An 11,540-nucleotide genomic window follows, 5' to 3' on the forward strand; every position below is an offset into this window, starting at 1 on the left:
ACACCGAGGCGGCGTGCAGGAGGTCATGCGGCAGATCGCCGAACGCATGGCCGCACGGGGCCATGACGTCACGGTGGCCACAAGTATGCATCCGGACAGGCGATCGAAGGTCGTCAACGGCGTCAGGATTCGCGCGTTCGTCGCCGGCGGAAAGTCCGTCTATGGCCTAAGCGGCGAGATCGAGGCGTATCGCGAGTTCGTCAGGACGTTCCCCATGGACGCGATCCTGATCATGGCCGCGCAGCAATGGAGCTTTGATGCGCTGTGGCCCGTGTTGGACGACATTAAGGCGCGCAAGGTGTTCATTCCTTGCGGCTTTTCGGGTCTTTACGAGCCCGATTTCGCGGACTATTTCAGAGCGCTTCCGGACATCCTCAGGAAGTTCGATCATCTCGTCTTCAACGCCGAAAGATATCGCGACATCGATTTCGTCCGAAGGATCGGCCTGACCAATTTCACGGTGCTGCCCAACGGTATCAGCGAGGCCGATTTCGAGCGGGAAGCAGATCCCGAGTTTCGGCAGCGGATGGCGATACCGGAAGATGCGTTCCTCTTCCTGACCGTCGGCAATCCGATCGAGGCCAAGGGCCATCGCGACGTCGTCGAGGCGTTCCTGCACCTGGATACAGGCGGACGATCGGCGGTTTTGCTGTCGATCGCGGGATGGCCCGCCATTGAGTCCGGATATCTTCGGCACGTGAAGGCCGCCGTTCGCTTTGCCATGACCCTTGCTGCGCGTGCGGTCGCCGTGATCAGGCGCGAAGGCTGGTCCGGGTTGCAACGGCTAGTCCGGCGGGCGCTGGAAAGATTGCGCCACGCTATCGTCATCCGTCTGGTCAACTCGCGGCTGGGTTATGTCGCCCGCTTTGTCGATGCTGCCGTCCGGCGCGTCAGTCATATCGCGCAGGTCGAAGGATGGCCTGGCATCAAGCGACTTGTTCTGCGCAAGCTTGGCAGGCGCGCGCCCGTCGGCGTGGCCCCTTGTTCCGATATGCAGCCCAAAATGCAACCTGACGGCACGCACACAGCCGCCATGGGCGCGCCGCCGCCACCTGCGCCCCTCGCGAGCATCGAGAGCATCGCCAAGAGGGCCTCCGCGCAGCCGCTCAAGCGTGCGATCCTGACCGATCTGACGCGCTTGGAGTTGATTCAGGCCTACATGGCTGCCGATCTCTTCGTGTTCGCTTCGCGAATCGAATATTCACCGCTGGTGCTGTACGAAGCGGCCGCGGCCGGAACGCCATTCCTGACGGTTCCAGTCGGCAATGCCGACGAGATCGTACGCTGGACTGGGAGCGGGTTACTTTGTGAAGCCACCAAGGATACTCTCGGTTATACGCGCGTCGATCCGCGAAACCTCGCCAAGGCGATGGCAGATTGCATGCGCAAACCGGACGTGCTTGCCCGCTTGGGGACGACGGGACGGGAGCGGTGGCGCAAGCACTTCACCTGGCAGGTCGTTGCCGGGTACTATGAGGACATTCTTTCGGGCAAGCCGCCCGATGTCCGTATCACTGACCTGCAGTCCCCGGATCAGCCATCGCTGGATCCGCCGGGGCAGCCAATCTCGAGCGTAGCATGAAACACGCAGTTATCCTGGCCGGCGGTCGGGGCACCCGCCTCCGGCCGTATACCCTGACGCTTCCGAAGCCGCTGGTCCCGCTGGTGGACACGCCGATCGTGGAGATCGTGATTCGCAAACTGGCGAATGCCGGCTACGATGGCGCGACGCTTGCAATCAATCACATGGGCGATCTGATCAAGGCCTATTTCGGAACCGGCGAGCGATGGGGGCTGAAGCTTCGCTATTCGCTGGAAAATGAGCCTTTGGGTACGATCGCGCCGCTCCGACTGATCAGTGATCTTCCGGACAATTTTCTAGTCATCAACGCCGACGTGTTGAGCGATCTGAACCTGTCGACATTTCTTGCAGATCACGTCGCATCCGGCGCGATCTTCACCATCGGCGCCTCCCGTCGAGACCAGGTCCTGGACTATGGCGTTCTTGGCGTCGAGGGTGAACGCCTGGTGGAATTCAGGGAGAAACCGAAGCTGCCCCAACTCGTCAGCATGGGCATCTATGGCGTCAACCGGCGCGTGCTTGATCATATCCCGCCGACCGGCCCCTTCGGGTTCGATCAACTGATGCTCAAACTCATCGTGACCGGCGAGCCCGTCAATGTCAAAAGACATGACGGCTACTGGCTCGATATCGGCCGACCGGACGACTACGAACGCGCCACCATCGAGTTCGAAAAGGACCGGAAGCGCTTCCTATGACCGACCGTGTGCTGGTGACGGGCGGCAGCGGCTTCGTCGGCCGCAGCCTCGTTCGGTTCCTGAAAGACGCGGGCGTCGACGTATTGGCACCGGGACGCGAGATCCTTGATGTGGCGGCCGGATCTTTTCCCGACGTCTCGGTTGATTGGGTCATTCACCTCGCGGGCCGAACCTATGTGCCGGCGTCATGGAGCGAGCCGGCGGATTTTTACCGTGTCAACGCGCTCGGGACGGTCAACGTTCTGGAATATTGCCGTCGAACTCAGGCCAAGCTGATCCATGTGAGCGGCTATTGCTACGGCATTCCGGAAAGCCTGCCGATATCGGAAACCGCGCCGTTGAAGCCGAACAATCCATATGCATTATCGAAGTGCGCTGCCGAAGAAGCCTGCCGTTTCTTTTTCGAATGCCTGCAGATGCCCGTGATGATCGTGCGTCCTTTCAATATTTACGGCCCGGGACAATCGGCGAGTTTTCTCATTCCGCACATTGTGGAGCAGGCGATCGATCCGGACGTCGCCGCCATCGTGGTGGAGGACGATACGCCGAGGCGAGACTATGTTCATCTCGACGACGTCATCGGCGCGATCGAAAGCCTACGCAGGAGCCCCAAACTCGGGGGCACCTTCAATATCGGCTCGGGGGAATCCTATTCGGTTGCGGAAGTGGCGGAGATGGTGCGCAGCGCCGCCAATGTCAGCAAGCCCTTCGTCAGTCGCGGCAACCGGCGTGTCAACGACATACCGGACGTGATCGCCGATATCACCGCGATTCGGGATGCAGCCGGTTGGTCGCCGTCGATCACGCTCCGGGACGGGCTCCGTGACGTGGTTACTCACGCGAAAGCTCGTGGCGGTTCAGGTGCGGTCGTCTAGGCTGCGACCGGTTTCGATGTGTTTGAAGCCGGGTACGACCGACGCGACGTGGCGCGCGATCTCCGATTTCTCCAACTTCATGCTGGCGTCCGCTGCGATCTCGTCGAGAAACGCTAGGGCCGGCTCAAGGGGAACCGGGGCGGGCACATATCGCAACGCGCTCAGCGCCGCGAATTTGGTCGGTGCCGGCGTCTCGTCGACCGCCACGAATTCTTCATACGACTTCTCACCGCTGGTATCGAGCGGCGTCAGCAGAACGGGATAGGAGCCGCGTTTCAGCTCGGCCTCCGTTGCAGCGCATGCTTCCGCTTCGTGCTCGTAGAACGCAGGCTGCAAACCGAGTTCCTGGAGTAAGGACACGGCGATGTCGACCAGCGGCCGCAAATGCTCGTTCGGATCGAGGCGGGGAAAGGTGATGTGTCCAGCTTCGGCGGCGCCGGCGGTCAACAGACAAATCTCTGCCGCTTCCCTAGGGCTGACAAAGTAACGGCGTACCTCGCGAGGCACGGCCAACGGTTGGCGGCGAGCCAGTCGGTAGAGAAAGCCCTGCAGCAGGCTGCCGTTGGAAAAGGCGACATTGGCAAACCGCGTCGAGGTGACCGAGGAGCTATTGGCGCCGATCGAAAACAGCACGTGCTCCATGAGACGCTTGCTGGCGCCCATCAGGCTTGTCGGATTTGCTGCCTTGTCGGTGGACACCGCAAAATAGCGCTTTCCGTGGCCGTACTTCTGCAGCCATTTGGTGAAACGATGCATCTTGATCACGTTTGTATCGAGCATCTGAATGACGGATGGAACGTCCTTCTCGGAGCGAACATGCTTGTGGGCGGCAAAGTGCAGAACGAGATCGTAAGCCGGCTCCGACTGCAGCAGCCGCTCGGTCGCGGCGCTGCCATAGTCGATCGGCAGCAGGCGGAATTCGCCGCTGACCAGCGACTGCGGGCGCGAGCGGAAGTCGCGGACCAGTTCGACAAGGCCGTTTTCGGCAAGGTCGATGACATGAACGGCGGCAGGGCCGTAAGGGAACAGCAGCTCGAGCGTGGCACTGCCGATGCTTCCGGCGCCGCCGGTGACCAGGATGCGTCGGTCGGCGATCGCCGCCCTCAGCTGGGCATCGCGCGCTTTGACGTCCTCGGCAAAAAGCGAGGTCGTCCGACCTGTCGTCAGACGGCTCAGAGCGGGATCAAAGAACAGGGATCCCATGTCCATCAAACCGTTGCCTGAGAAGGCTTTCATAGCATATCCCATTCTTGCTAAAGGGGGGCAGGTCGGAATCCCGGCTCGGGCAATCTCCCATTCGCAACTTTTTCGTCATCCCGTGCTCTCTTTAAGGTGATCGGTGTCCATTCTGCAAGGTCGTAAATGAGTGCCATGAGCCCTGAATCCCCTCTGCTTGACTTCGAGCTCGTATTGCGGGGAGCGCGTGTATTCGTGACCGGACACAGCGGCTTCACCGGCGGCTGGCTCGTCAGCTGGCTGAAGCGCATCGGCTGCGATGTCGCGGGGCTTGCGCTTGAACCTGCGACCGAGCCCAGCCTGTTCGTGGCGGCAAACATCGCAGACGGGATCTCTTCGACCATCGGCGATATCCGCGATTTCGCCACGGTGCGCGACGCGATTGCACGGCATCGGCCGCAGGTCGTCATTCACCTCGCGGCGCAGCCGCTGGTCTCGAAATCCTTTGCGGACCCGATCGAGGCTTTCGCCACCAACGCGCTCGGCACCGCGCATGTGCTAGAGGCGGCGCGACTCACGCCGGACGTCAAGTGCGTCGTTTGCATCACCACCGACAAGGTCTATCGCGACCAGGACTGGGTGTGGGGCTATCGCGAGCAGGATCCGCTCGGCGGCAAGGATCCCTACAGCGCCTCCAAGGCCTGCGCCGAGCTGGTTGCAGCCTCCTACCGCGCGACGCTGGCCGAGCGCGGCAATGGCGTGCTCATCGCTAACGCCCGCGGCGGCAATATCATCGGCGGCGGCGATTGGTCGGCCAACCGGATCGTTCCGGACTTCGTTCGCGCCGTGACGAAGCGCCAGCCGATCTCGCTGCGCAACCCGGAGGCGGTGCGTCCGTGGCAGCATGTGATGGCGCTGGTCCATGGCTATCTGGTGCTCGCGGCTCGGCTGTTGGGCGGCGACCGCTTGGCCGCGGACAACTGGAACTTCGGTCCGAGCGATGAGGCCGCCCGGACAGTTCGGGATTTGGTCGAACAGCTCAGTGCTAGCTGGACAGCGCCGGAAATTGCCTACGCGCCCGGCAGTTTCCCCGAAACACGCTTCCTCCATCTCGACAGCACCAAGGCTCGAAGCCTGCTGGGTTGGGCGCCCCCTTTATCCTTTAAGGATACGATCGAACTCACCGCTGGCTGGTATCGCGATTTTACAGCCAATCCAGCAGACGCTGCGCAAATCACCGATCGGCAAATCGAACACTATCGTAACGCCTTGAGGAATCATGCCGACCGTTAACGTCCTCGTCACTGGCGCCTCGGGCTTTATTGGGGCTCATCTCGTCGCTCGCCTGCTGTCGGAAGGCAGGCGCGTCACGGTTTTGGCGAGATCATCGAGCGCGCTGCCGCCGGAATGGGACGACCGGATCAGCGTCATTGCCTGCGACGATTTCACCGAGAGGGGCTTGCGGCGGCTGCTTCATGCGCCCTTCGACACGGTCTTCCATCTTGCGGCTTATGGTGTCCGACCGAACCACCGCGACATCGATGAGATGATTCGTATCAATGTGGAGCTACCGGCGACCCTAGTACGGCTTTGTACGGAATGGCGTGCGCGGATGATCATGGCGGGCACCTTTTCGGAGTATCGAAGTCCATCGACCCAGGAACCGCTTACGGAAGATTCGCCCCTAGAGCAGGGCAAGCTCTATGGTTCATCGAAGGCGGCCGGCGGACTCATGGCAAGCGCGATCGCCAAAAGCAACGGCACCGATTTCCGGCTGTTACGTCTCTTCAAGGTCTATGGTGCGGGTGAAGCACCTCATAGGCTTCTGCCGGCGCTCGTTAGCGGCCTGACGAAACGCGAGCGGGTTGCCATATCGGCCGGCACGCAGATCCTCGACTTCGTGTACATTGACGACGTTATCGAGGCCATGCTTCGGGCCGATTCGCATTGTCGCGACAAAGGTGGCATCGCGACCTGGAACGTTTCTACTGGTCGCGCCCATTCGGTGCGAGATTTCGCCGAGCGCGTCGCGGCGGCGATGGGCGCGGATGCGTCCCTGCTTGGTTTCGGTGCAATCAACATGCGTAGGGACGACGAGCCTTGGCTCGTCGGCTCGCCAGATTTGCTTCGTTCGGAACTCGGCTGGCAGCCTTCGGTCGGGCTTGATGAAGGCGTACGTGCTGCGGTCGCCGTGCTTTGCCGCGCCCAGTCAGCGGAATAGGTGCCAAGTGATTAGTGTATCTCTCATCGGCGGGCTGGGTAACCAGATGTTCCAATATGCGGCCGGCAAGGCGCTTGCGGAGCGTCATGGCGTCCCTCTTGCCCTCGACCTTAGCGGATTCCGCAATTATGCGCTCCGCTCGTTTCTGCTGGACCGCCTGCTTGTGCCGGAGGCTGTCGCCTCGTCGGCGCAAGCCGAAATTATGCCGCAGCCCGATAAAAATTTTACGCGCGTCAAATGGAAGGGGCGGATCGATCGGCTGCTCGGGCGGGCCGGCCTGCCGAAGCTTGCGCCGTTGCCGCATGAATATCGCGAGCCGCATTTCCACTACGACTCTGCGTTCGAGGCGCTCGGGCCGCAGACCTCGCTGTTCGGCTATTTCCAGAGCGAGCGCTATTTTGGCTCGATCACGAAGAGCTTGCGTGGCTGGTATTCTCCCCGCGAGCCGTTCGGCGGCGCAGCCGCCGACGTGCTTTCGCGCATCGAAGCCAGCCGGCTGCCGATATCGGTGCATGTCCGGCGCGGCGATTATCTCAATCCTGGTACGGCCGAATTCCACGGCATTCTGGGGGAGCCCTACTACAGCGAGGCGCTCGGCCGCCTCGAAGGAGAGATCGGCGGGGGGACGGAGCTTTTCGTATTCTCCGATGATCCTGTCGCGGCGGAACAGATCCTGAATTTCGTACCGAAATCGCGCGTCGTTCACGTCCGCGGCGATCCGGAGCGGCCCTGGGAAGACATGGCGCTGATGGCACGTTGCCGGCATCATATCATAGCAAACAGCTCCTTCAGTTGGTGGGGCGCCTGGCTCAACGACGCGCAGGACAAGGTCGTCATTGCGCCGCGGGCGTGGTTCGCGCCAAATGAATTGAGGAAAGTCAATACGGCTGATCTTTACCCGGTCGGCTGGATATTGGTCTGATCATTTGCGAGGGAAGCCAGCAAACTCTACAAGGAGATTATCGTGCAACTGACAGCTCGCTCGATCATCCGCAGCCTGGGTCGGAAAGACAAGAAAGCGGCCAATGCAACAGCGGAGCTGGAGCCCGCGTTGCGGGCTTCTGTTCCGGGTCGGACTGCAACAACTGAAATCGCGCCCTCCTGGCCCGATCCGGTCCGCAATTCCACGGCGTCCGAATTCGAGGTCGATCTCTGGACGCTCTCGAGCTTTCTTTTGGAGAAGATCGTACCAGTGGTTGGCACGCACCCGTACCCTCTAAATGAATTGCTGCTCATGACGGCCGCGGCATGCCGCCTCAAACCGTCGGTGGTGTTCGACTGGGGAACACACATCGGGGTCTCCGCCCGGATCTTCTATGAATGCGATCAGGCTTTCGAGCTGGGCTATGAAATTCATTCCATCGATCTGCCGCCTGATGTCGCGCATGTCGAGCATCCCGGTCAGGAACACGGCCGCCTGGTCCGAGGCATCGACAAGGTTCATCTGCATCGCGGCAACGGCGTAAAGGTGGCGCTCGATCAGTGGGAGAGGCTCGGCCGGCCGCGGCGACCCCTGTTCTTCGTCGACGGCGATCACGCCTATGAATCCGTTCGTGACGAGCTCAACGAGATATTTTCGGCCGTACCTGATGCGAGCGCGCTGGCGCATGACACATTCTTTCAATCCGCCGAATCGAACTACAATATCGGGCCAGCACGCGCCGTCGAGGAGATCATGGAAAGATTCCCCTCGCGCTTCCGCGTCATCAAATCAGGCCTCGGGCTGCCGGGCATGACGCTGTTGGCCACGATGTGATGCCAGCGCAAAAACTGCTGCGATCGCCTGCCTAAATATGAGCAGCCTGGATCGGCCGCCTCTCGTGTCCGTCATCATGTCGATGTGCAACAGCGCCGCGACCGTGGGGGCGGCCGTGCGCTCGGTGCTACAGCAGACGCTTGCGGATTTCGAGCTGATCGTGATCGACAACGGTTCCTCCGATCAGAGCGGCGCCATCGTCGCCGGCTTCAACGATCCGCGCATTCGGTTGGTCCGTGAGGCGAGCAGGTCGTGCCTTGCGGTCCGACTGAATCAGGCGGTCACACTCAGCCGCGGCGAGTTCATTGCTCGGATGGACGCTGACGATATCTGCTTCCCGGATCGTCTGTCCCGGCAGGCTGCGAGGTTGCGCGAGGATCCCAGGCTCGATCTTATCAGCTGCGGCGCCGTGGTCTTCACCAGCGCGGGTGAGCTCGTCGGCGAGTTGCCGGTCGGTCGTGTTCATCAGGACATCGTGGCGCGGCCTTTTGCCGGCTTTCCGTTTCCGCACCCTACCTGGTGCGGGCGCGCGACCTGGTTCAGAGACAACCCATACGATTCCAGCATTGGCTATGCGGAAGACCAGGATCTCCTGCTACGCAGCTTCCGACACTCCAGGCTAGGCGCCGTCGATGCCGTGCTGCTCGCCTATCGCCAGGATCATCTCATGCTGAGCAAACTGATTACCGGCCGTCTGACCTTAATGGGATCGCTCTGGCGCCATGGGCTTGCGACCCGCGAAGTCCTGCCGGTGCTCGCAGGAATGACAAACCACATCGTTAAGGCGGCGGTCGATATTGCGACCGTAAGCACCGGCCTGAACCGATCCATGCAACTTCGTCGGTTGAGGCCGATTTCGCCGGCGATTGCGCCTCAGTGGCGTGAGCTGCGACAGGTGCTCCTGGTGCCCACGAACCTCGCCGGAAATCCCGGTCCATGCGCGGCATAGCGGGTCGACCTACGTCGGCGCGCGATCAGTCCTCTACGGCGTGAGCTACCTCGATATGGCCTGACGCTTTCTCTGCGCTGAAGTCCAGACCAGCCGCGGTGATCGGGTTCGAATCGATGCCGCAAGGGTCCGGGAACTTCAGGCGAGGCAGCACCGGACCGTTAAGTCGAGGCTTCCGACCTTACGCGCGACGTTGGTTTGACTAGCGACAACGCCAAGCTCCCGCTTGCCGACTTTTTCATCATCACGGTCCCGAATCCGATCGATGCTGCCAACAGGCCCGATTTGAACGCCATGTTCGAGTGGCGACCCCGGACGCCGCGCTGGTTTCGCGGCAGAGGGACGCCAACGGCCTGAAGCGGCTTGTGGCAAAACTCAAGAGCGTGGCGCCGCGCGTCACCGTCGATCATCTCAAGGTGCACCGGCCCTGAAGCAGCTACCAGTCGGTCGACAACGAGCACGCCATCAGGTCAAGCGCATCATCGTCGAGCCGGGCCAGCGGCTGTCGCTGCAGAAGCACTATCATCGCTCCGGGCACTGGATCGTGGTGTGGGCGCTGCGCGTGTCACCGTCAACGAGCAAAACCGTGCACGAGAACGAATCGATCTATACCCCGATGGGCGCCGCGCATCGTTCCTTGCAAGATCATGCTGGAACTGATCGAGGTCCAGACCGGCAGCTATCTCGGCGAGGACGACAGCATCCGCATCGAGGACGACTACGCCGCTCGGGAAGTGGGATTCGCGGGTCGTTATCTTGGAATACCGTTCGCTGGCCCAAAGCCGACGAAATCGAATCAAGGAGGCGAAGAAAGTGCTTTGAACCTCCATCGCGCTTTGGGTCTTTTGTCCGGCTTGCTCCTTTTGGAAACCCGCAGCATACTTTTCCGAATGTTGCTGTTATGCTGCGCTTGGTTTCCAAAGAGGCTGCATGTCCGATAGATTGCCGCAACCCGCGGTTCGCGATGGATTTCTCGACTGCCTGAAGGGTTTTGCGATCCTCACCGTAGTGGCCGGTCATACGTTCCAAGGCGCGACGCCGGATTTTGACGACTACTGGCCGTTCAAATTCATCTACGCATTCCACATGCCCATGTTCATGTTCGCGTCGGGCATGACGGCAGCGTTTTTCTTCAAGCGGCAAGTCCTCGAACGGCACGGCACCGCGCAAATCGATGTTTCCGTCTTTGGCCTTGACCTCTGGAAGAAGGCGCAGCGTCTTCTCATTCCGTTCTTCACCTGGGCTGTTGTCAGCTACGCGCTGAATCCTTCGGGTGACTTTGTCTCCTACATGGTCAAGGTCATCCAATATCCGGACAATGGGCTGTGGTTTCTGCCGGCTCTTTTCCAATGCAGCATTGGCTTGACGGCGGCAGGCCTGCTCGTGGTTGCGTTCCGTCGCTTGTGTCCGGAAAACTGGTCCATCTCCTGGGACGACCATAGGACCCAGGCTCTTGCCTTCATCGTTGCAACTGTCCTTGTGAACTACGCCAGCCGTTGTCTTCCCAGCGGGCTTGGTCTTTATCTTGCGCGGCTGCACTTTCCCTACGTTGCCGCCGGCCTCGTTTACCAGATCGGGCTTTCGCGCGGTTTGCGGGCTGTTCTTCGTCCGCTTCCCTACGTGATTTTCCTGGCGCTTGTTCCCTTCTGGCACCGCACCGACGTGTCATCGCTCGTCGCTTATTTCCCGCCTTCCTGGGGGCATCCGCGGTCGATCAATAGCATCTACCTCATGATCGTCGCCATGGCCGGTACTCTGGCATTCGTCGATCTTGCAGGAATTATCTATCACCGCTTGCCAGCCTTCCTGGAGCGCTCGCTGGTGTTTCTTGGCCAGCGATCCCTGGATATCTATGCCATCCATTTTCATTTTCTCGGAACGTGGCCTCCGATCATCGCTCCGACATTGTACAGCCTGGCGGTCTCGACGGTGCTGAGACTGAATTCATGGACCGCCTGGATCTTCTTTGGCCAGCGGCAAAGCCTATTGTCGCAAGGTTCGCGTCTTGCCGATCATGCTCCCGTCGCGGTTGATGCGAGGCCGATTGGGCGTGCTGCGCCGTGAAGAAAGCCGACCGGCGGTCAGCATGCTCCATCGCCAAGAGCCGCGACCTCTCATGTCCGTGATGAATACCTGCTTGTCTGCTCCCGCGCGAGTCCATGCAAGTCCACTTACCAAGAGCTGTTCGCGGAGGTCAATCCGCGTCGCGGACCATTGGGCCGAGCAGCATTGGCAATGTCTGGTGTTTGCGAACGCCGTATGTTGTTCATCTCCCTCAGCAAC

The 11,540-nt window shown here is 60.8% G+C and carries 10 protein-coding genes and 1 pseudogene; 10 read left to right on the top strand and 1 reads right to left on the bottom strand.

Features of this window, described 5'->3' with window-relative positions:
• Nucleotides 1-13: 13 nt before the first annotated feature.
• Genes I6F20_RS30575 through I6F20_RS30585 form a run of 3 tightly spaced genes read left to right on the top strand, consistent with a single transcriptional unit; the run spans nt 14 to nt 3,155 of the window.
• Nucleotides 14-1,582, top strand: a complete 1,569-nt coding sequence (locus I6F20_RS30575) for a glycosyltransferase family 4 protein (protein ID WP_109143066.1) — start codon at nt 14-16, stop codon at nt 1,580-1,582.
• The gene (locus I6F20_RS30580; RefSeq protein ID WP_109143067.1) at nt 1,579-2,280 is read left to right on the top strand and encodes a nucleotidyltransferase family protein; all 702 of its coding nucleotides are present in this window, start codon (nt 1,579-1,581) and stop codon (nt 2,278-2,280) included. Before I6F20_RS30575 ends, I6F20_RS30580 begins: the two co-directional genes overlap by 4 nt.
• The gene (locus tag I6F20_RS30585) at nt 2,277-3,155 is read left to right on the top strand and encodes an NAD-dependent epimerase/dehydratase family protein (RefSeq protein ID WP_109143068.1); all 879 of its coding nucleotides are present in this window, start codon (nt 2,277-2,279) and stop codon (nt 3,153-3,155) included. Before I6F20_RS30580 ends, I6F20_RS30585 begins: the two co-directional genes overlap by 4 nt.
• On the opposite strand, the gene I6F20_RS30590 is transcribed toward I6F20_RS30585, so the two are convergent.
• On the bottom strand, nt 3,138-4,391 hold the full coding sequence (locus tag I6F20_RS30590) for a polysaccharide biosynthesis protein (RefSeq protein ID WP_225129272.1): 1,254 nt from the start codon (nt 4,389-4,391) through the stop codon (nt 3,138-3,140). The genes I6F20_RS30585 and I6F20_RS30590 overlap by 18 nt on opposite strands.
• Nucleotides 4,392-4,526: 135 nt before the next feature.
• Between I6F20_RS30590 and rfbG the strand changes: the two genes are divergently transcribed.
• The 7 genes and pseudogenes from rfbG (at nt 4,527) to I6F20_RS30625 (ending at nt 11,321) form a co-directional block, all read left to right on the top strand.
• On the top strand, nt 4,527-5,624 hold the full coding sequence (gene rfbG / locus I6F20_RS30595; protein WP_225129274.1) for a CDP-glucose 4,6-dehydratase: 1,098 nt from the start codon (nt 4,527-4,529) through the stop codon (nt 5,622-5,624).
• Nucleotides 5,611-6,552, top strand: a complete 942-nt coding sequence (locus I6F20_RS30600) for an NAD-dependent epimerase/dehydratase family protein (RefSeq protein ID WP_225129276.1) — start codon at nt 5,611-5,613, stop codon at nt 6,550-6,552. Before rfbG ends, I6F20_RS30600 begins: the two co-directional genes overlap by 14 nt.
• Nucleotides 6,497-7,474, top strand: coding sequence for an alpha-1,2-fucosyltransferase (locus I6F20_RS30605; protein WP_109143071.1), 978 nt, complete (start codon nt 6,497-6,499; stop codon nt 7,472-7,474). The genes I6F20_RS30600 and I6F20_RS30605 overlap by 56 nt, the downstream gene beginning before the upstream one ends.
• A 42-nt stretch (nt 7,475-7,516) precedes the next feature.
• Entirely contained in the window at nt 7,517-8,308 is a 792-nt protein-coding gene (locus I6F20_RS30610; protein WP_146207704.1) for a class I SAM-dependent methyltransferase, read from the top strand.
• 64 nt (nt 8,309-8,372) lie between these two features.
• On the top strand, nt 8,373-9,257 hold the full coding sequence (locus I6F20_RS30615) for a glycosyltransferase family 2 protein (RefSeq protein ID WP_158284379.1): 885 nt from the start codon (nt 8,373-8,375) through the stop codon (nt 9,255-9,257).
• A gap of 296 nt (nt 9,258-9,553) precedes the next feature.
• Nucleotides 9,554-9,979: pseudogene (gene cpsB / locus I6F20_RS30620) on the top strand (mannose-1-phosphate guanylyltransferase/mannose-6-phosphate isomerase); the annotation flags it as partial.
• Between the two features lie 208 nt (nt 9,980-10,187).
• Complete coding sequence (locus I6F20_RS30625) at nt 10,188-11,321, top strand: acyltransferase family protein (RefSeq protein ID WP_109143074.1); 1,134 nt, start codon at nt 10,188-10,190, stop codon at nt 11,319-11,321.
• Nucleotides 11,322-11,540 lie beyond the last annotated feature (219 nt).

This window comes from Bradyrhizobium sp. IC3123 (assembly GCF_020193625.1).
In the GTDB taxonomy this organism is placed as follows: Bacteria; Pseudomonadota; Alphaproteobacteria; order Rhizobiales; family Xanthobacteraceae; genus Bradyrhizobium; species Bradyrhizobium yuanmingense.

Excerpts from the sequence above, each read along its gene's own strand:
- I6F20_RS30625 (WP_109143074.1), top strand. The coding sequence starts at position 10,188 with ATGTCCGATAGATTGCCGCAACCCGCGGTTCGCGATGGATTTCTCGAC.
- I6F20_RS30590 (WP_225129272.1), bottom strand. The coding sequence starts at position 4,391 with ATGAAAGCCTTCTCAGGCAACGGTTTGATGGACATGGGATCCCTGTTC.
- I6F20_RS30600 (WP_225129276.1), top strand. The coding sequence starts at position 5,611 with ATGCCGACCGTTAACGTCCTCGTCACTGGCGCCTCGGGCTTTATTGGG.
- rfbG (WP_225129274.1), top strand. The coding sequence starts at position 4,527 with ATGAGCCCTGAATCCCCTCTGCTTGACTTCGAGCTCGTATTGCGGGGA.
- I6F20_RS30585 (WP_109143068.1), top strand. The coding sequence starts at position 2,277 with ATGACCGACCGTGTGCTGGTGACGGGCGGCAGCGGCTTCGTCGGCCGC.
- I6F20_RS30605 (WP_109143071.1), top strand. The coding sequence starts at position 6,497 with ATGAAGGCGTACGTGCTGCGGTCGCCGTGCTTTGCCGCGCCCAGTCAG.
- I6F20_RS30580 (WP_109143067.1), top strand. The coding sequence starts at position 1,579 with ATGAAACACGCAGTTATCCTGGCCGGCGGTCGGGGCACCCGCCTCCGG.